Source organism: Micromonospora echinospora, from assembly GCF_900091495.1.
Classification (GTDB): domain Bacteria; phylum Actinomycetota; class Actinomycetes; order Mycobacteriales; family Micromonosporaceae; genus Micromonospora; species Micromonospora echinospora.
Genome location: NZ_LT607413.1, coordinates 141,857 through 161,785, shown reverse-complemented (window position 1 = coordinate 161,785; position 19,929 = coordinate 141,857). Strand labels below are relative to the sequence as shown.

The window sequence follows — 19,929 nt, the reverse complement described above, 5'->3', positions numbered from 1 at the left end:
GTCAGACGTCGTCGCGGAGCATGCCCGGGCCGAACACCTCGTACGCGATCCGACCGGCCGGTACACCCCGGCGCACCAGCCCGCTGCGGACCAGGTTCATGAACGGCAACGGTCCACAGAGGTGGACGTGCGCGTCGGGGGTGAGCGGGATCAGCTCCGGGTCCACCCGGCCGGGTTGACCTCGGCCGACAGCCCGTCGAGCAGGTCTCCGTCCTCCTCGTACCACAGGTGCAGGCGCAGGTGGGGCAGGGCGGCACGGAGTCGGGGGAGCTGGTCGCGCAGGGCGTGCGTGCCGCCGGCCCGGTCGGCGTGCACGAGGGTCACCGGCCGGTGCGGCGCGGTGACGGCGAGGTGCTCCAGCGCGGCCATCGCCGGGGTCACCCCGATCCCGGCACTGATCAGCAGCAACGGGCCCTCCCCGGGGGCCGAGGCGACCTCGCCGAAGGGCGGGCTGAGCCGCAGCGTGTCCCCGACGGCCACCTGCTCGTGCAGGAAGGTGGAGACCGCCCCGTCCGGGGCGCCGTCGGTGCCGCGTACCCGCTTGACGGTGATCCGCCAGTGGTCCGCGCCGGGGCGGCCGGAGAGGCTGTACTGCCGGATCTGCTGGCCCCGCCCATCGCCGAGGTCGACGGCGACCGACACGTACCGGCCCGGGACGAAGTCGGGCACCGGGCCGCCGTCGGCCGGGACGAGGGTGAGGGAGACCACGTCGGCGGTTTCCGGGGTCCGCCGGTCGACCCGCCAGGGGCGCCACACCGGCTCGCCCTCGCCGATCCCGGCGCCGTGGTAGAGCCGCGCCTCGCGGGCCACCAGCTCGCAGGCGAGCAGCCAGTACGTCTCCTCCCACGCCGCCGCCACCTCGGCGGTGACCGCGTCGCCGAGCACCTCGCCGACGGCGGCCATCAGGTGCCGGCCGACGATCGTGTACTGCGCCGGGGTGATGCCCAGCGAGGCGTGTTTGTGCGCGATCCGGTCCAGGACCGGTCCCCACGGCAGGTTGCTCACCCCGATCAGGTGCTCGGCGTACGCGACCACGGCCGCGGCGAGCGCCGCCCGCTGCCGTCCGGTCGCCTGGTTGCCCTGGTTGAAGATGTCGAGCAGCTCCGGGTGGGCCTCGAACATCCGCTGGTAGAACCGGCCGGTGATCGCCTCCCCGTGCGCCTGTACGGCCGGCAGGGTCGCCTTGACCACCGCTGCTGATGTCTCCGTGAGCACGACTCACTCCTCCTGGTCACTGGTCGGTCGAGCGCGCTCAGCTAAACAGGTAGATCAAATACTTCTTCAGGGTCGAAGGTCCCGGATCCGGGGTCGTCCGGATCACACCGCCGGGGGACCTCCGGCCGTCAGCGGCGGCCCGTCCCGCTGACTAGGGTCGGGACGTGAAGCTCAACCGGTCCACCGACATGGCGCTGCGGATCGCCATGCTGACCGCCGCGTCACCGGGCCGGACGACCGTGGACGAGCTGGCCGTCCAGCTCGCCCTGCCCCGCAACCACGTGGCGAAGGTCGTCCAACGCCTCCAGCGGCTCGGTGTGCTGGTCACCATCCGGGGACGCGCCGGCGGGGTGGTCTTCGCCGAGGAGGCGACCGCGCTGACCGTCGGCGCGATGGTCCGGGCGTTCGAGGGCGACGACGAGGTGGTGGACTGCGACCGCCCGGCCTGTCCGCTGCGGCCCGCGTGTCGCCTGCGCGGCGAGCTGCGCCGCGCGCAGGACGCGTTCCTCGGCGTGCTCGACCAGGTCCGCCTCGGTGACCTGGTGGCCGGCTCGGCCGGCCCGGTGCTGCTCACCCTCGGTGGCCGGCCGCTCTGACGGGGTGTGTGTGACAAGACGGGACCCCGCCCGAGGTGGGCGGGGTCCCGGTGGTCCGTCCGAGGCGGCGACGTCCCTGGCGGCGGTGACGCCGCCTCTCAGGAGACGCTGACGCTGCCGTCCGGCGACCGTACGCAGGCCACGCTGCGGGCGGTGGCGGTGGCGGCCCCGGTCAGGCACTGCCCGAGCACCTGGTGCCCGGCGGCGTTCGGGTGCCAGGACTCCTGGCAGGTCTGGAAGTAGCTGACGCAGGTGTTCGCGATGTCCTGGATATCCAGCTTGTCGTAGCCGGAGAGGCTGGTCACGAAGACCCCCGAGGGCCCGTCCTGGAGCCGGATCGGGGTGGCCAGGGTGCCGGTGGGGCTGCTCGGCGACTCGCAGAGCCGGGCGCCGTCGAAGGCCCGCTGCACGTTCAGGTAGACCAGGTCCGCGCCGGGGAACTCGGCGGCGAGGGTGTCCCGGGTCGACCGGACCAGGGTGCCGAGGCTGGCGGAGAAGCGGTGCCCCGGGGCCAGGCTGGCCCGGTGGATCGGGCAGCCGGCCGCGTACCGCTCGGCGCCGAGGTCCCGGAACTTGTCCCGGTCGTCGGCCCGGCCGTCCTGCTCGTGGAAGGTCGGGTACAGGTCGAACGGCAGCGGGTTGGTGTAGTCCTGGAACACCACCCGGTGCTGGCCGTCGGCGTCGACCTGGGCGAGCGTGGCGAGGATCTGGCGGACCGCCGAGGTGGTCTCCCCGGTGGCGGCGGTCAGCTGCGCCGGGGTGGCCAGGTCGGCGTCGGCGCACGGCTCCTGCGGGACCGGGCCGCCCAGGTACGCCCAGAACTCCCACCAGCCGGTCCAGGCGTCGGCGATGAACCGGTTGGCGCACTTCTCCGCCACCGAGCCGAAGGTGAACGAGCTGTTGTTGGAACCGAGGCCGATCAGGACGAGGTCGATGTCGTGGGTCCGGGCGACCGCGCGGAGCTGGTCGAGCTGGGACGTCACCTGCCGGCCCTTGGCGCGGGCGGCCGAGGCGGCGCCGATGTCGTACGGCTGCCCGCCGGAGCAGGCCAGGTTGAACCGGTCCTGGATGCCCGGGAGGCTGGCCCGGTGCAGGGACGCGTTCGCCGAGCGGTGGCAGAAGTAGGCGTTGTTGTTCGGCGCGGACCAGCCCGGGAAGCCCTGGGGCACCCCGTTGACGTCGACCACCGGGGCGTACGCGCCGGCGCCTTCGCCGCTGATGAAGCTGTCGCCGAGCGCCACCGCGGCGGTGGGGAGCGCGGCGGTCGCCGGGGCGGGGGGCGCGGCCGTGGCGGTGAGCCCGGCCGCGGCCACGACCAGCGCCGCCGCGAGCGCGGTACGACGGAACAGGGACATCGGACCTCCATCCATCGATGGAAATGTGAGAAAGTCTTTGAGATCGCGATCACACCACGCCCGTCTCGCGGGCGTCAACGGTTCGCCGCCGTTTTCGATCGATGGACTTCGTGCTCCCGGGGGTCGGAGGGGCCTACCCCGACCCCGCCTCGCGGGCCCGTGGCCCTGCTCACGATCGGTGCGTGCGGACGGCCCCGGCGCGGGGCGGCGTGGGTATGTCGGCGCATCCGGCTAGGCTCGCTGCGGCGTGCCGTCCACCGGCGATCTCCGCCGGAGGTGGCCCCGCACCGCCGAGACCTGGGAGTACGACCAAGTTGACCGCAGAGCTTGAGCCCCTCTACGGGGCCGACGACCTCACCCACCTGGAGGGGCTGGACGCCGTCCGCAAACGCCCCGGCATGTACATCGGCTCGACCGACAGCCGTGGCGTGGGTCACCTCGTCAACGAGATCCTCGACAACTCCACCGACGAGGGGGTCGCCGGCCACGCCACCCGGATCGAGGTCGTGCTGCACGCCGACGGTTCGGTGCAGGTCGACGACGACGGCCGGGGCATCCCCACCGACGTGCACGCCAAGTCCGGCATCTCCGGCGTCGAACTGGTGCTGACCCGGCTGCACGCCGGCGGCAAGTTCGGCGGCTCGGGCTACAAGACCTCCGGCGGCCTGCACGGCGTCGGCGCGTCGGCGGTCAACGCGCTCTCCCGCCGCTTCGACGTGACCGTCCGGCGGGACGGCAAGGTGCACGCCATGTCGTTCCGGCACGGGGTGCCCGGCATCTTCGACGGCCCCGGCCCGGACGACCCGTTCACCCCCGGCCCCGGCCTCCAGGTGGTCGGCGCGACCAAACGCGGCCAGCGCACCGGCACCTCGATCCGGTACTGGCACGACGCGCGCTACTTCGAGACCGGCGCCCGACTGGACGTCGACGCGGTCCGGATGAAGCTGCGCAACACCGCCTTCCTGGTGCCCGGCGTCAACTACCTGCTCCGTGACGAGACCGGCGAGGAGCCGACCCGGGAGGAGTTCCACTACCCCAACGGGCTCACCGACATGGTGGAGTTCCTCGCCCCGGCCGGCGACCGGGCGGTCTCCGGCACCCTGCTGGTCACCGGCGAGGGCACCTACCGGGAGAACGCCGCCGACGCCAACGGCGTCATGCAGTCCAACGTGCAGCGTCGCGCCGAGGTGGAGGTGGCCTTCCGCTGGGGCACCGGCTACGAGCGCACCGTCGAGTGCTTCACCAACACCATCCGCAACGCGCACGGCGGCACCCACCGCAAGGGGTTCGAGCGGGCGCTGACGCGTACCCTCGCCGAGGCCGTCCGCAACACCCGGGGCCTGCTGCGGGCCAAGGAGGACCCGCCCACCCTGGACGACGTCCTGGAGGGGATGACCGCCGTGGTGCACGTGCGGATCCCCGAACCGCAGTTCACCTCGCAGACCAAGGACGAACTCTCCACCGCCGGCATCACCAAGGTCATGCAGTCCCTGGTGGAGCAGCACCTCAAGGCGTGGCTGGAGGACCGCCGGTCGAAGGCCGAGGCGCGCACCGTCCTCCAGAAGATCGTCGACGCGGCCCGGGTGCGCCTGACCCAGAAGCAGCAGAAGGACGCCGCCCGCCGCAAGACCGCCCTGGAGGGGGCGGCGATGCCGGCGAAGCTGGTCGACTGCCGCTCCGCAGGCATTGAAAGAAGTGAGTTGTTCATCGTGGAGGGGGACAGCGCCCTCGGGACCGGGCGACTTGCCCGGTCCGCCGAGTACCAGGCGCTCCTGCCGATCCGGGGCAAGATCCTCAACGTGCAGAAGGCGAACCTCCAGCAGGTGCTGGACAACGCCGAGTGCGCGGCGATCGTGCAGGTGCTCGGGGCCGGCTCGGGGCGGACGTTCGACCTCTCCACCATGCGGTACGGCCGCGTCCTGATCATGGCGGACGCCGACGTGGACGGCGCGCACATCCGGACCCTGCTGATCACCCTCTTCGCCCGCTACATGCGACCGCTGATCGAGGCCGGACGCCTCTACGCCGCGATGCCGCCCCTCCACAAGATCACCACGAGGGGGCGCAACCCGCAGACCGTCTACACCTACACCCAGGCCGAGATGGAGGCGACGGTTCGCAAGCTGGAGAAGGCCGGCAAGCAGATCGTCACCCCGATCCCCCGGTTCAAGGGCCTCGGCGAGATGGACGCCGACGAGCTGTGGGAGACCACCATGAACCCGGCCACCCGGTCGGTCCGGCGGATCACCCTGGAGGACGTCGACGCCGCCGAGCGGATCCTGGAGCTGCTCATGGGCGAGAAGGTCGAACCGCGCCGCAACTGGCTGATCGAGTCCGCCGACCGTGTCGACCGCGACGCGATCGACGCCTGACCACCCCTGTCACGGGAGAGAGCGCAACCATGGCACGCCGTAAGGAAACCCGCGACAAGGTCGACCTGTCCGCGTTCGACCGGGCCGGTGCACGGGTCTTCGACAACCCGCTGGTCACCGAGGTCTCCGACTCCTACCTGGAGTACGCGTTCTCGGTCATCCACTCCCGTGCCCTGCCAGACGCCCGGGACGGCCTGAAGCCGGTGCACCGCCGCATCCTCTACTCCATGCACGAGTCCGGGTTCCGCCCGGACCGGGCGCACGTGAAGTCCGCCCGCGTGGTCGGCGACGTGATGGGGCGCTACCACCCGCACGGCGACACCGCGATCTACGACGCGATGGTCCGGCTCGCCCAGGACTTCTCGCTCAACGTCCCGCTCATCGACGGGCACGGCAACTTCGGCTCCCCGGACGACGGCCCGGCCGCGGCGCGCTACACCGAGGCCCGGATGTCCCGGGAGGCGATGCTGCTCGTCGGCGAGCTGGGCGAGGAGACCGTCGACGTCGAGCCGAACTACGACGGCTCGCTGACCCAGCCCACCGTGCTGCCGGCCGCCTTCCCGAACCTGCTGGTCAACGGCGCGTCCGGGATCGCCGTCGGGATGGCCACCAACATGATCCCGCACAACCTCGGCGAGGTGGTCGCGGCGGCCCGCTGGCTGATCCGGCACCCGGACGCCACCCTCGACAAGCTGATGGAGTTCGTCCCCGGCCCGGACCTGCCCACCGGCGGCCTGCTGCTCGGCCTGGACGAGGTCCGCCGGGCCTACGAGACCGGCCGGGGCGTGGTGCGGATGCGCGGCCGGGTGGAGATCGGCCCGGTGGAGGGCAGTCGGGGCCGGCAGGCGATCACCGTGGTCGAGTTGCCGTACGGCGTCGGCGCGGAGAAGGTCATCGCGGCGATCACCAACGAGGTGACGAAGACCAAGCGGCTGACCGGCATCGCCGACGTCAAGGACCTCACCGACCGGGAGAGCGGCACCCGGCTGGTCGTCGAGTGCAAGGTCGGGGTCAACCCGCAGGCGCTCCTGGCCGACCTCTACCGGCTCACCCCGCTGGAGCAGTCCTTCGGCGTCAACAACCTCGTCCTGGTCGACGGGCAGCCGCGCACCCTGGGGCTCAAGGCCCTGCTGGAGGTCTTCCTCGCCCACCGGTACGACGTGGTGACCCGACGCACCTCGTACCGGCGGCGTCGGCGGGAGGAGCGGCTGCACCTGGTCGACGGCCTGCTCGTCGCGCTGCTCGACATCGACCGGGTGGTCCGGCTCATCCGGGAGAGCGAGGACGCCCAGGCCGCCAAGGACGGCCTGATGAGCCGGTTCGGCCTCTCCGAGATCCAGGCCACCTACATCCTGGACACCCCGCTGCGCCGGTTGACGAAGTACGACCGGCTGGAGCTGGAGGCCGAGCAGGAGAAGCTGCGCGGTGAGATCGCCGAGCTGTCCCGGATCCTCGACGACGAGAAGGTGCTGAAGAAGCTGGTCTCCGACGAACTGGGCGCGGTGGCGAAGCAGTTCAGCAGTCCCCGCCGGACCACCCTGGTCGACGGTGACCTGAAGGAGGTGCTGGCGGCGTCCGTGCCGGCCGGGCCGCTGGAGGTCGCCGACGACCCGTGCCAGGTGATCCTCTCCGCCACCGGGCTGATCGCCCGGACCGCGGCCGAGTCGGAGGAGGCCGCCGAGGGGCGCGGCCGGCGCGGCCGGGTCAAGCACGACGCGGTACGCGCGCTGGTGCACTCCACCGCCCGGGGCCGGGTGCTCGTGGTAACCAGCGCCGGGCGGGCGTTCAAGGTCGACGTGCTGCCGCTGCCCGTCCTGCCGCAGCAGTCCGGCACGGTGTCGCTCAGCGGCGGGATGTCCGTCACCGAGCTGGTGCCGCTGGAGCCGGGGGAGTCCGTGGTCACGCTGGCCCCGCTCGGTCCGACCGCCGAGGGGTCGCCGGGCCTGGCCCTGGGCACCCGGCAGGGCGTGGTCAAGGTCTGCGCGCCGGAGTGGCCGGTCCGCTCGGACGAGTTCGAGGTGATCTCCCTGCGCGAGGGGGACGAGGTGGTCGGGGGAACCTGGCTCACCGACGGGGCGGAGACGCTGACCTTCGTCACCTCGGAGGCGTCGTTGCTGCGCTTCGCCGCCGGCCTGGTCCGGCCGCAGGGCATCCGGGGCGGCGGCATGGCCGGCATCAACCTGCCGGACGGGGCACGGGTGGTCTTCTTCGGCGCGGTGCGCACCGACGACCCGGTGCACGGGGAGCCGATGGTGGTCACCTCGACCGGTGCCACGGTCAAGGTGACGCCGTTCGCGGCGTACCCGGCCAAGGGACGGGCGACCGGCGGGGTGCGTGCCCAGCGTCTCCTGAAGGGGGAGACGGACCTGGTCGTGGCCTGGGTCGGCGCCCGGCCGGTGGGTTCCACCGCCACCGGGGAGCCGGTCGAACTGCCGGCGGAGGATCCGCGCCGGGACGGGTCCGGCTTCGCGGTGATGCTCGGTCCCACCCTGCTGGGCCACCACCAGACCCGCGAGTGACCGTTCCTCCGGGGTCCGACCGCACGTCGGCCGGACCCGGAGGTAGCGGACGGGGTCAGGTCGGGACGCGGGGGGAGCGCAGGCGCGCGACGGCGCGCATGACGTGGTAGGTGACCAGGGCGGCGGCGGTGCCCAGGGCGATGCCGTTGAAGGACAGGTCGCCGACGGTGAGGGTGTAGTCGGCGGCTCCGATGATCAGGGCGACCGCGGCGGTGAAGAGGTTCACCGGGTCGTGGAAGTCGACCCGGTTCTCGATCCAGATCCGTGCGCCGAGGACGGCGATCAGCCCGTACAGGACGGTGGTCGCGCCGCCGAGCACCCCCGCCGGCACGGTCAGGATCAACGCCCCGAACTTCGGGCTGAGCCCGAGCAGCACCGCCGCCGCCCCGGCCACCCAGTACGCGGCGGTGGAGTAGACCCGGGTCGCCGCCATCACGCCGATGTTCTCCGCGTACGTGGTGGTGCCGGAGCCGCCGGCGGAGCCGGCGAGCACGGTGGCGATCCCGTCACCCAGGAACGCCCGGCCCATGTCCCGGTCCAGGTTGCGGCCGGTCATCGCGGCCACCGCCTTCACGTGGCCGGCGTTCTCCGCGATCAGCACCAGGACCACCGGGATGACCAGCACCGCCGCCTGGACGCTGAAGCTGGGCGCGTGGAACTCGGGCAGTCCCACCCAGGCCGCCTCGCGCAGCCGGGTGAGGGTGGCCAGGTCGAGCCCGTTCGTCGCGGCCGCGAACAGCCAACCGACCACCACGCCGAGCAGGATCGACAGCCGACCCGTGAAGCCCCGGAAGGCCACCGTGGTGAGCAGGATGGCGGCCAGGGTGACCGCCGCGACCAGCGGCTGCGCCTTGACGCCGGTGCCGCTGCCGTTGCCGTCCCAGGCCACCGGAGCGAGGTTGAGCCCGATCAGCGCGACGATCGCGCCGGTCACCGCCGGAGGCATCAGCGCGTCGATCCACCGCGTCCCGGCCACCTGGACGACCAGGCCGACCAGGGCCAGCGCCGCGCCGGCGACCACGATGCCGCCGAGCGCCGGACCGATGTCACCACCGGCCTTCGCCGCCATGACCGGTGCGATGAAGGCGAACGACGAGCCGAGGTACGACGGCAGCCGGTTGCCGGTGATCACCAGGAACAGCAGGGTGCCCAGCCCGGAGAAGAACAGCGTGGTGGCCGGCGGGAAGCCGGTGATCAGCGGCACCGTGAAGGTGGCGCCGAACATGGCCACCACGTGCTGCACGCCGACCCCGACGGTGCGCGGCCAGGAGAGGCGTTCGTCCGGGGCGACCACGTCGCCGGGGCGTACCGCCCGGCCGTCGCCGTGCAGCCGCCAGGGTGTCCGGCTCGTCGTCGTGGTGGGGGGTGGTGGTGGGGTCATGGCGGCACTGCCCTTCACGTCGGTGGGACCTGGTGGGGCAGCGGCGACCCTGGACGTTTCTAACAGAGTGCCGCTGGCGGCCGGTCCGCCGGACCGGCACCGGGCGGTGCGAACGGGTCCGCCGGTGGGGTCGGACGCGTGCCAGCCGTGGTCTCCGCGAGGGTCCGCCCGCGCGGACCCGGCTCAGGCGACGCCGGCGGGACGGAACTGCACGCTGACCCGGGGGCCGACCGGGCGGTTGGTCTTCGGGACGGCGTGTTCCCAGGTGCGCTGGCAGGAGCCGCCCATGACGACCAGGTCGCCGTGGCCGAGCGGGAAGCGCGGGCCGGTCCCGCCGCCGCGCGGGCGCAGCAGCAGCGGGCGGGGCGTGCCGAACGAGACGATCGCCACCATGGTGTCCGCGTGCGCGCCCCGACCGATGGTGTCGCCGTGCCAGGCGACGCTGTCCCGGCCGGACCGGTAGAGGCACATGCCGGCGGTGACGAACTCCTCACCGAGTTCGGCGGCGTAGTGCCGGTTGAGCGCCGCGCGGGCCTCGGTCAGCACGGGATGGGGCAGGGGGCGGCCGGCGGCGTACCAGCAGAGCAGCCGGGGTACGTCGACCTCGGCGTCGTACATCCGGCGGCGCTCGGCCCGCCAGGGCACCTCCCGCAGGAGCGTGGCGAGGACCGGGTCGGAGCCCTGCACCCAGCCGGGCAGGTGGTCGACCCAGGCGCCCCGGCCCAGCTCGTGCCGGCGCACCCGCCCGGCCAGCGGCTCCAGAGCGGGGCCGGAGTCGGTGAGGTCCAGCATCGAGGGCTGGTACGCGATGTCGGCCACCCGGCCGATCCTACCCACCTGTCGTACACACGTACGAGAGGCGGATGGTCGGGGTAGGGTGCCCGGCGGGGCGGCGGCGACCGGTTCCGCCCCATGTGACCAATCCCGGCGTACGCCGGCCGACCGACGGGAGAACCCGCATGCCGATCCGCGAGCCGTATCCGCGGGCGGTGTCATGACCAGCCTCACCCCGACGCCCGGGGCCGACCGGTCCCTGTCCCGCCTGCCGTCCCTGACCGGACTGCGGTGGATCGCGGCGATGCTGGTCTTCGGCTTCCACGTCGGGACGATGCGGATCATCGTCGAGCCGGAGTTCAAGGCCGTGGTGGACCAGTTGTTCACCCTGGGTCTCTCCGGGGTGCAGTTCTTCTTCGTGCTCAGCGGGTTCGTGCTGGTCTGGTCGGCCCGTGAGCAGGACACGAAGTGGGCGTTCTGGCGCCGCCGGCTGGCCAAGATCTACCCGAACCACCTGCTGATGTGGGCGGTGGTGCTGCTGGTCGGGCTCTGGTTCGCCGACCCGGTGAACCCCTCGGCGGCGGTGCAGAACCTCCTGCTCGTGCAGGCCTGGAACCCGACTCCCGGCTACTTCTACAGTGTCAACACGGTGAGCTGGTCGCTCTCCTGCGAACTGTTCTTCTACTTCTGTCTGCCGTTCGTGCTGCCGGCGCTGCGCCGGACGCCGTCGGTGGCGCTCTGGGCCGTGGTCGTGGCGGTGCCGCTGGTGATCCTCGCGCTCTGGCCGGGGCAGCTCCTGGTGCCGGAGGAGAGCCGGTGGTGGTTCACCCAGATCTTCCCGCTGGTGCGTTCCACCGAGTTCTGGATGGGCGTCGCCGCGGCCGAGTTGATGCGGCGCGGCCACTGGCGCGGCCCCGGCCTGCCGCTGGCCAGCCTGATCTTCGTGGTCACCTGGGCGGTGGCCGGTGAGTGGATCCGCGCCGAGTTCTGGGCGGCGCTGCTGTCGGCCGCGTACATCCTGGTGATCACCTCGGCGGCCCGGGCCGACGTGCGGGGCCTGCCCTCGCCGTGGCGCTCCCGGCCGCTGGTCTGGCTCGGCGAGGTCTCCTTCGCCTTCTACCTGGTGCACGTCTTCGTGATGGTCACCATCCTCCGGCTCACCGGCGACCACGGCGTGGGCTTCACCGGCTGGAGGGGGCCACTGGTGGCGGTCGGCTTCCTGCTGCTGAACCTCCTGCTGGCCTGGCTGCTGTACCGGTGGGTGGAGACCCCGATGATGCGGCTGCTCGCCCCCAGCCGGAAGCGCGCCCCCACCGGGAGCCCCGCGACGACGGCCGACGGGCCGTCCGCGACCGGGGGACGGCCGGCGACCGTCGCGCCCCGGCAGCGGGCCGCCGGCGTCGACCGGGAGGGACACGCCGACGTCCCGCCCGGTGACCAGGCCGGGGAATCCGACCCGGCCGGCATCGACGCGGGTGCCCGACGACCGGGGTAATCTGCTTCCCGTGCCTCCCGTCGTGCTCGGCTGCCTCCGTTGGTGGTCGGTGCGCCGGGCGTTGCGGGTGTTCACCAGCCTCGCCGTGGCGGTCGCCCTCGCGCTGAGCGGCGGCCTCGCCGGGGGCCTCCCCGCCGGGAGTCCACCCGCCCCGGCCGAGTGGTCCCCCGTCGACCGGGGCGCACCCGTCACCACGGAGCGGGTCGCCCACCGGGTGCCGGGCACGTCCCCGCTCGCCGGCCCGGTCGCCCACGACGTGCTGGCGCCGTCCTCGCCCTCCGGCCGGGTCGCCGACAGCACCACGAGCACCGTCCGCGCCGCCGGGCCGGACACCCACCACCAGACGCCGCTCGTCGCCACCGGTCCGGCCACCGCGACCGACGCCCCGCCGGCCGGGCCGGTGTCGACCGGACACCGGCCGGTCCGGCCGTTGGCCGCCACCGACGCCGGCGTGGTCGGTTCCCGGGCCCCACCACGTCGCTGATCCGTCCATCCCGGGTGTCCTGCCCCCGGGGAGAAGCTGACCCGACGAACCTCACCCCGCACCCGCCGACGGGGGTCCCGGCTCCGCCGCCAGCGGACCCGGCGCCCGAGGTGTGCGGCCCCCACCCGCTCCCGTGTCCCGTGAGGTGCCGACGTGGACGTCGTTCTCTACGAGTTCCTGGTCGACGTGCCCCGGGCGGCCGCCATCTGGTCCGCCCTGCTCGTGCTCGCCCTGACCGTGCTCACCGTCCTGGTGGCCCGCCCCGAGCGGGAGCCGACGCTCTCCCCGCCGGCTGCCGCTGCCGCCGACCCCGCCGCCCCCGACCCGGCGGACCTGCGCCGGTACGCCGAGGAGGTGGCCGTCGCGGCGGCCGGTGCCGCCCGGACCGCCCGCCGCCGCCGGGAGCGGTGGCTCACCGCGCAGGAACGGGTCGACCAGGCCTGGCGGGCGTACGACGAGGCGGAGACCGCCGCCCGTCGCTTCGCCGGGGCCGCCGCCCTGCCCGCCCCCCGGACACCCCGCACCCCGGCCGAGTACGTCGCCCGGGAACGCTTCCTGCACCGGGCCGCGATGGCCGCCTACTGGCGGGGCGACCTGTCGGTGCGGCAGCTCAGCGACGTGTTCGCCCGCCGTAACGGCTGGGATCCGCGGCTGCACCCCGTCGTGCAGGAAGCGGTCCTGCACCGGGTGGTCCGCGACCTGCGGCGGGTGGAGTACCGGACGGCGGCCGAGCGGGAACGGGTGGCCTGGCGGCAGGCGGAGGTCGCCGCGACGGCGGCGCGGTCCCTGGCGGCGGAGGCGTCCCTCGCGGCGGAACGGCTCCGGGCGAGCACCCGGACGGTCGTCGCGCCCCGGCGGCTGCCCGGTGCGGTTCGCCTCGCCGCCCGGTGGCGGCCGGCGCGGGTGGGATGACCCCGCCGGGGCAGATGTGGGATGCGCGGTCGGCCGGATCGCGCCGGCCGGCGTGCCGCGCTCGGCGCGAGCGTGACCGGATCGTGACGTGACCCGGGCCACGCCCCGGTTTCCCGCACCTTCGACCCCGGGCGTCCCGTTCCGCGTCGAGTGCGCCGAGGTGGTTGTGCCGATGCCGTCCGGAAATCGCCCGACGGTACTCGGGGAACCGGTCGTCCCATTGAGCGACGTCAGCGCGTGAACGTACCCGACTTCCGGGTGTGCTGTGCGGTTTGCCCAGCTCACGGGGGTTGGCAGTGGATTGCGGCGTCAGTAGTGTCGGCCCGTCTGGTGCGGTCGTAGGTCGCAAAGGGCGACACCGCGCCGGCCCGCCTAATCGTGCGCAACGAGCCGGGGACCCACGTACGTCCGGGGTGAATCCGCGGGGCCGACCCGTGGTAGGGCGATCTTCCCGCCCGAATCCGTCAGCTAACCCGGTAGGCGGTATCGGAAGGAGTACCTCGTGCCGTACGCCCCCGTTACCCGGCTCCTCCACGGTGCCCCGGTGCCGCCGGCCGTCCGCCCGCGCCGCCGGCACTGACTCCGGCGTCCACCCCCGGACGCCGTCCGAGCGGGCACCCCACACCGACGTCGACCCCACGCACGGTCCGCCGTGCGTCGACCGGGTGCGCCGCTCTCCACCCCTGTCTTCCGTGGAGGAACCCGTGAAGTACCCGGTCCCGCGACCGTTCAACCTGTTCCCAGCCCGCCGGTCGTACCAGGTCGCCGCCTCGGCGGCGGTGCTGGTGGCGGCGTCCACCGCCGGCGTCCTGCTCGTCGACCCCGACCCGCCGGCGCACCGCGAGGACACCGTCGCCACGGCGGCCGAGCCGGACCGGTCGACCGCCGCCTCGCGGCAGCACGGCCGTGCCACCGCGTCCCCGGCCAGCCCGTCGGCCGTCGCCACCACCCCGCCGGCCACCCCGTCCGCGTCGCCCACCGCCACCGGTTCGTCGAACCCGGACCTGACGGCCAGCCCCACCCCGCCGAAGCCGCCCGCGTCGAAGGTGCTCGACATCCAGTACCAGGAGCAGACCACCTTCTACTACTGCGGCCCGGCCGCCACCCGGATCGCGCTGACCGCCCGGGACGTCGTCCGCAGCCAGGACGACCTCGCCCAGCGGCTCAACACCACCCAGGCCGGCACCAACTCCGCCGAGGACACCACCCGCGTCCTGAACGACCTGGTCGGCCGGGACGTCTACCGGACCAGGACGATCCCCGGTAGCGCGGCCACGCCGGCCCAGATGGACCGGCTCCAGGCCGACGTGGTGCGGGCGGTCGGCAACGGGTACGCCGTCGTCGTCAACATCGCCGGCTCCGCCACCGACGTCGCCGGTGGCTGGCACTCCTACCCCGGCGGGCACTACCTGACCGTGGTCGGTTACCGGGACAACGGCCGGACCGTCAAGATCGCGGACCCGGCGAACGCCGCCGCCGGCTCGTACTGGATGACCACGATCAGCCTGGCGCACTGGGCCGCCACCCGGGGCTACTCCGCCTGAGCCCACGCCACGGTCGTAACCGCCGGCCGGGTGGTAGCAGGGGTCCCCTGTTACTCAGAAAGGAGTAACAGGGGACCCCTGCTACCAACCACCACAGACAGCTACGCGCCGACCGGCTGGTCCGCCTGGTCGGGGTGGGTGGCCGGAACGGCAGCCGGCGCGAGGTGCGCCCGGGCCGCCGCCAGGAAGCCCTCGGCGTACGACTCGATCGGGAAGTCACCCAGGTAGTGGGTGCGCATCGCCCAGCGCGCCTCGGCCAGCGGGTCGGTGCCGAGCAGCTGCTCCAGCACGCCGTCGACGTCGGCCAGGTCCCGGCGCAGCACGTAGCCGGAGCGGGCCAGCGGGAAGCGCTCGGTGAACGCGTCGCCGTCCGCGCCCATGTCGGTGACCGCGTACGGCTTGCCGGAGTAGAGGTAGTCGGAGATCACCCCGGAGACGTCCGAGATCAGCGCGTCGGAGCGGTTGACGCAGTCGACGAGGCTCATCGCCCGGCTGGCGTCGGTGCCCCAGACGTGCTGCCGGCCGGTGCGGGAGCGGTCCGCCGCGAGCAACTCCTCCACCCGGGCGAGCTGCCGTGCCGACTCCGGGTTCTGCGCGGTGTACGGGTGGGCCCGCAGGATCACCGTCGCGCCCCGGGCCAGCAGCCGCCCGACCACCGCCTCGGCCACCGGCAGCGAGCAGTAGTTCGCGTCCGCGTGGTGCCCGGTCCAGGTGGGCGTGTAGAGCACGGTCGGCTGGGCCGGCATCGGCACCGGCGGTCGGCGTACCCCGATCGCCTCCACCTGGGGGCGGCCGACGACGACGAACTTCTCCCGGGGAATGTGCACCCCGGCGCGGGCGTACCGGTCGATCGCCGCCTGCCCGGCCACGAAGTTCCGGTCGAAGATCGCCGAGACCGGGTTGGCGCTCGGGGCCTTGTCGCTGTCGCCGTGGTGGATCTGGATGTGGGTGAGCTGGGTGAACCGGATGCAGTGGGCGTTCTTCGCCCCGTGGTTGACGTAGAACGCCACCTTCAGGCTGGGGACGAGCGCCTCGTCGATCGCCTTCAGCGTCGGGCAGTACACCACCGGCGCGCGGGTGGCCGCCGCGATCGGGGCCAGGAACTCCGGTTCGCGCAGCAGCACCAGGAACGGCCGGCCGATCCGCTCCAGGTACGGCAGCCACATGGTGACCTGGTACTCCGAGCCGGGCGGGGCGGAGAAGTAGAGCAGGAACTCCGGCTGGTGCCGGGCCAGCGCGCGGGCCACCGGGCTGGCCGCGGCCGACGGGCGGAACCGCCGGCGGGCCAGGCGCATCCCGACCACTCCGGCCAGTCCGCCGACGAGCAGGCTGACCACCAGGGCGTACCAGCTGGGCAGGGCGAGCAGCGCGCCGAGCGCGACCGCGCCGAGCAGCACGGGGATCGCCGTGCCGACGTGGGTGGTGGTCAGTCCGGGCCGTACCGGCAGGTTGGCGGTGCGGATCTCCAGCCCTCCGGCGTCCCGCAGCGGGCCGTCGAGCAGCACCAGCGCGAGCAGCACCAGCGCGGTCGCCACCAAGGCGGGGTCGAAGCCGGCGTCGAGGCGGCGGGCGTACCCGACCAGGACGCCGGCGGCGACCAGGACGGACTCGGCCACCACGTCCGCACCGGGACGGACCCGGCGTTCCCACACCCCGGCGGCCAGCGCGGCGACCGCGAGCACCAGCCCGGGCAGGGTCGCCCCGGTGAGCGCGACCAGGAGGAAGGCCAGGACCGCCAGGCCCACGGTGAGGCACCGGGCGAGCAGTTTCCGGACCAGGGTGCCACGCATCTCGCTGACTCTCCTGCCTGTCGCGTGGAATGGGGGAGCGCGGGTTCAGCGGGCCGACGGCGCGGCCGACGGTGCCGGCCCGGCGGAGGGTGCGGATCCGGCGGAGGGTGCCGGCCCGGCGGAGGGTGCGGGTCCGGCGGAGGGTGCCGGCCCGGTCTGGGCCGGCACCACCGGATCGTCGGCCGAGCGGCGGACGTCGATCACCTGGCCGGTGAGGTCGGACAGCAGCACGTCCAGCGAGGCCCGGGCCACCGTCGCGGCGGCGAGCAGGGTGTGTTCCGGCTCCGCGCCGAACGCCCGGGTGCGCATCGGGGTGGCGGTGCGTTCCGGGTTGACGCAGTTGACCCGGACGCCGAACTCGGCCCACTCGTCGGCGAGGGCCTGGGTGAGGTTGACCAGCGCGGCCTTGGTCGCCGAGTAGAGCGCGTACCGGGCCCGGCCCCGGGTGTACGAGCTGGAGGTGTAGAGCAGCAGCTGCCCCCTGGTCTGGCGCAGGTACGGCAGCGCGTGCCGGGCGACGGTCACCGGCCCGACGAAGTTGACCTGGAGGAGGCGGTCCATGGTCGCCTCGTCCATCTCGGCCAGGGCGCCCTTCTCCAGGATCCCGGCGGTCACCACCACGTGGTCGATCCGGCCGGTGGCCTCGAACGCGGTGCGCAACGCCGCCTGCACGTCGGCGTCCCGCTCGACGTGGGTGCCGGTGGTGGAGCGGCTGACCGGGAAGACCTGCGCGCCGTAGCGGCGGGCCAGTTCGGCCAGCTCGTGGCCGATGCCGTAGCTGCCCCCGAAGACCACCAGCGTCCGGCCGGTCAGCTCCTCGGTGTACCGGTGTTCGTCCACCGGACGGGGTGCCCGCGCGGCGGCGAGCTGGAAGAGCTTGTCCACCAGGTGCACGTCCACCGGGTGGGTGACCTTGATGTTCTCGTCCGCGCCGTCGATCACTCTGATCGGCACCTCGGGCAGGTAGCGCAGCACCACGCCGCAGTCGTCGGTGGCGGCGAAGTGCGGGTCGTCGGCCGCCCGGCGGTACGCCTCGCGGATGGTGCCGGAGCGGAACGCCTGCGGGGTCTGCCCGCGCCGCAGCCGGGACCGCACCGGGATGCCGGTGATGCAGTCGTCCTCGCCCACCTCGACGATGGTGTCCGCCGAGGGGATCGCCACGTCCACCGCCTGGTAGGTCCAGAGCGCGTTCACGCACTCCCGGACGATCCGTCCGCTGAGCAGGGGGCGGACCGCGTCGTGGAAGAGGATGTTGCAGTCCTCCGGGCCGATGGCCTCCAGCGCGAGCCGGGTGGTGTCGCTGCGCGTCCCGCCGCCGGGGAGGACCTGGCGGACCTTGCGGAAACCGGCCGCCTCGACGATGGCGCGGGCGTCGTCGACGTAGCCGGGGGCCATCAGCACGAGGATGTCGTCGATCTCGGGAGCCGCCTCGAAGACCGCGATGGTGTGTTCGATGATCGGCTTGCCGGCGATCTTGACGAGTTGCTTCGGGATGCCCAGCCCGACCCGGGAGCCCGTCCCGCCGGCCAGCACCACCGCCACCGTCCGCGAGGGGCGCCACGGAGGCGGGGCCTCCGTACCGGTGCCGGCTCCGTTGGGGTGGTCCTGCGTCATCGTGATCCTCACTGATCCACGCGCCGTCGTCCGTGCCCGACTCCTCGGGCGGGCGCGGTACGACCTTAGCTCCGCCGCCGAACGCGCCTGCCCCCCGGTGTTCACCGGGGGGCAGGCCGCCACACGCTACTTCTTCATGAACTCGTTGTACGCCGCGACGACCTGGTCGGTCGGGCCGTCCATGCGGATCACGCCGGACTCCAGCCAGATCGACCGCTCGCAGGTGTCGCGGATGGTGCCGATGGCGTGGCTGACCAGGAACACCGTGCCCGCCTCGGCGCGCAGCTCGCGGACCCGGTCCTCGCTGCGTCGGCGGAACCGGGCGTCACCGGTGGCCAGCGCCTCGTCGATCAGCAGCACGTCGTGCTTCTTCGCGGCGGCGATGGAGAAGCGCAGCCGGGCCGACATGCCGGAGGAGTACGTCCGCATCGGCAGGGAGCCGAAGTCGCCGCGTTCGTTGATCCCGGAGAACTCGATGATCTGCGGAGTGAGTCGGCGGACCTGTGCCGGGGTCATGCCCATGGCCAGACAGCCGAGCGCCACGTTCCGCTCGCCGGAGAGGTCGTTGAGCAGGGCGGCGTTGACGCCGAGCAGGGAGGGCTGCCCCTGGGTGTAGATCGCGCCCCGGCTCACCGGCATCAGGCCGGCGATCGCCCGCAGCAGGGTCGACTTGCCGGAGCCGTTGCTGCCGATCAGCCCGATCGCCTCACCCCGGTACGCGGTGAAGCTGACCCCCTTGACCGCGTGCACCTCGCGGATGTTCGGCGCGTTGGTGCGGGTGACGATCCGCTTGAGGGCGGCCACCGGTGAACCGCTGCCCGGGGTGCCGGCACCGTAGACCCGGTAGATCAGGTGGACGTCGTCGGCGATGACGGTGGGGATGCGCTGGTCGGCGACGGTGGCGACGCCGGGGGTGACCTGGTTGTGCTCAGCCACGACCGTACTCCTTCTCGCCGCGCCAGAAGTAGACGTACCCGCCCAAGAAGGCGATCAGCGCCCAGGCGGTGCCGATCAGCCAGAGGCGCGGTGCCGCGGACGTCAGCAGGACGTCCTCCATCAGCGCGTGCCGGACCAGTTCGATGTAGATCAACAGCGGGTTCAGCTCGATCACCGTCTGAGCCCAGCCGGGCAGGTGCTTGGCGAAGTTCTCCACGCTGTAGAGCACCCCGGAGGCGTACATCCAGGTCCGCATCACGAATGGCATGAGCTGCTTCAGGTCGGTCATCTTCGAGCCGAGCCGGGCCATGCCGAGCGCCATCCCGACGTTGAACACCGACTGGAGTACCAGCGCCGGCACCACCAGCAGCCACTCCGGGCCGAACGGCTCCCCGGTGACCAGCACGATCCCGATCAGCACGAGCATGGCGGTGAGCAGGTTCTGGAACTGGGTCAGCGTCACCGCGATCGGCAGACTGGCCCGGGGGAAGTGCAGCGCCCGGATCAGGCCGAGGTTACTGGTGATCGACTGGGTGCCCTGGAGCACCACGGACTGGGTGAAGTTGAAGACGAACAACCCCACGCAGAGATAGGCGATGAAGTTGTCGATCCCGGCCTTGGTGTTGAGGATCACCCCGAAGATCAGGAAGTAGATCGCCGCGTTGGTCAGCGGCGTCAGGACCTGCCAGACCCGCCCGAGCCGGGCGGTGGCGAAGGTGGCGATCAGCTTCGCGTTCGCGTACGCCGCGATGAAGTGCCGATAGGACCACAACTGCCGGGTGTATCCGGCCAGGGTGGGCCGTTCGCCGGCGACCGTCAGACCGTACCGGGCGGCCAGTTGCGCCCGGGTCAGTCCTGAGTCGGCGTCAGCCACCGCCGTGTTGGCCATGGGAAGGCGCTCCGATCTTCCAGGTTGACGGATTGCGGGTGAGGCGGGCCTCC

13 protein-coding genes, 2 pseudogenes and 1 riboswitch are annotated in these 19,929 nt (G+C 73.0%); of the genes and pseudogenes, 7 read left to right on the top strand and 8 right to left on the bottom strand.

The genetic code is table 11. From position 1 onward, the window contains the following. Position 1: 1 nt before the first annotated feature. Positions 2-1,215 (bottom strand): annotated as a pseudogene (locus GA0070618_RS00680) (globin domain-containing protein). A 164-nt stretch (positions 1,216-1,379) separates the two neighbouring features. Between GA0070618_RS00680 and GA0070618_RS00675 the strand changes: the two are divergent. Next, positions 1,380-1,811 (top strand): RrF2 family transcriptional regulator, encoded by a 432-nt coding sequence (locus tag GA0070618_RS00675; RefSeq protein WP_088979883.1) that lies wholly within the window; start codon positions 1,380-1,382, stop codon positions 1,809-1,811. A gap of 98 nt (positions 1,812-1,909) precedes the next feature. Here GA0070618_RS00675 and GA0070618_RS00670 read toward each other — a convergent pair whose 3' ends face one another. Continuing rightward, positions 1,910-3,166 (bottom strand): SGNH/GDSL hydrolase family protein, encoded by a 1,257-nt coding sequence (locus GA0070618_RS00670; protein WP_088979882.1) that lies wholly within the window; start codon positions 3,164-3,166, stop codon positions 1,910-1,912. Positions 3,167-3,381: 215 nt separating this feature from the next. Here GA0070618_RS00670 and GA0070618_RS00665 point away from each other — a divergent pair. Then, positions 3,382-5,538, top strand: a pseudogene (locus tag GA0070618_RS00665) (DNA gyrase/topoisomerase IV subunit B). Positions 5,539-5,567: 29 nt separating this feature from the next. Next, the gene (locus GA0070618_RS00660) at positions 5,568-8,057 is read left to right on the top strand and encodes a DNA gyrase/topoisomerase IV subunit A (protein WP_088979880.1); all 2,490 of its coding nucleotides are present in this window, start codon (positions 5,568-5,570) and stop codon (positions 8,055-8,057) included. A 55-nt stretch (positions 8,058-8,112) separates the two neighbouring features. On the opposite strand, the gene GA0070618_RS00655 is transcribed toward GA0070618_RS00660, so the two are convergent. Further along, the gene (locus GA0070618_RS00655) at positions 8,113-9,456 is read right to left on the bottom strand and encodes a uracil-xanthine permease family protein (RefSeq protein WP_231931555.1); all 1,344 of its coding nucleotides are present in this window, start codon (positions 9,454-9,456) and stop codon (positions 8,113-8,115) included. A 165-nt stretch (positions 9,457-9,621) separates the two neighbouring features. Continuing rightward, positions 9,622-10,230, bottom strand: coding sequence for an alpha-ketoglutarate-dependent dioxygenase AlkB (locus tag GA0070618_RS00650; RefSeq protein WP_414467592.1), 609 nt, complete (start codon positions 10,228-10,230; stop codon positions 9,622-9,624). 202 nt (positions 10,231-10,432) lie between these two features. On the opposite strand from GA0070618_RS00650, the gene GA0070618_RS00645 reads away from it, so the two are divergent. The 4 genes from GA0070618_RS00645 (at position 10,433) to GA0070618_RS00630 (ending at position 14,647) form a co-directional block, all read left to right on the top strand. Beyond that, positions 10,433-11,707, top strand: a complete 1,275-nt coding sequence (locus GA0070618_RS00645) for an acyltransferase family protein (RefSeq protein WP_088979877.1) — start codon at positions 10,433-10,435, stop codon at positions 11,705-11,707. 10 nt (positions 11,708-11,717) lie between these two features. Continuing rightward, a complete protein-coding gene (locus GA0070618_RS00640; RefSeq protein ID WP_143740291.1) occupies positions 11,718-12,191 on the top strand; it encodes a hypothetical protein in 474 nt (157 codons plus the stop codon). A gap of 153 nt (positions 12,192-12,344) precedes the next feature. Then, positions 12,345-13,103 (top strand): hypothetical protein, encoded by a 759-nt coding sequence (locus tag GA0070618_RS00635; protein WP_088979875.1) that lies wholly within the window; start codon positions 12,345-12,347, stop codon positions 13,101-13,103. Positions 13,104-13,462: 359 nt separating this feature from the next. Beyond that, positions 13,463-13,601: riboswitch (cyclic di-AMP (ydaO/yuaA leader) on the top strand. A 194-nt stretch (positions 13,602-13,795) separates the two neighbouring features. Next, positions 13,796-14,647 (top strand): C39 family peptidase, encoded by an 852-nt coding sequence (locus GA0070618_RS00630; protein ID WP_088979874.1) that lies wholly within the window; start codon positions 13,796-13,798, stop codon positions 14,645-14,647. A 101-nt stretch (positions 14,648-14,748) separates the two neighbouring features. Here the strand turns inward: GA0070618_RS00630 and GA0070618_RS00625 are convergent, their stop codons facing one another. The 4 genes from GA0070618_RS00625 to GA0070618_RS00610 all read right to left on the bottom strand — a co-directional run bounded on the left by GA0070618_RS00625 (position 14,749) and on the right by GA0070618_RS00610 (position 19,876). Then, entirely contained in the window at positions 14,749-16,437 is a 1,689-nt protein-coding gene (locus GA0070618_RS00625; protein WP_088979873.1) for a CDP-glycerol glycerophosphotransferase family protein, read from the bottom strand. Positions 16,438-16,482: 45 nt separating this feature from the next. Beyond that, on the bottom strand, positions 16,483-18,051 hold the full coding sequence (locus GA0070618_RS00620; RefSeq protein ID WP_088979872.1) for a bifunctional cytidylyltransferase/SDR family oxidoreductase: 1,569 nt from the start codon (positions 18,049-18,051) through the stop codon (positions 16,483-16,485). Positions 18,052-18,177: 126 nt separating this feature from the next. Further along, a complete protein-coding gene (locus tag GA0070618_RS00615; RefSeq protein WP_088979871.1) occupies positions 18,178-18,987 on the bottom strand; it encodes an ABC transporter ATP-binding protein in 810 nt (269 codons plus the stop codon). Continuing rightward, positions 18,980-19,876, bottom strand: a complete 897-nt coding sequence (locus GA0070618_RS00610; RefSeq protein WP_088979870.1) for an ABC transporter permease — start codon at positions 19,874-19,876, stop codon at positions 18,980-18,982. The genes GA0070618_RS00615 and GA0070618_RS00610 overlap by 8 nt, the downstream gene beginning before the upstream one ends. Positions 19,877-19,929: the final 53 nt, after the last annotated feature.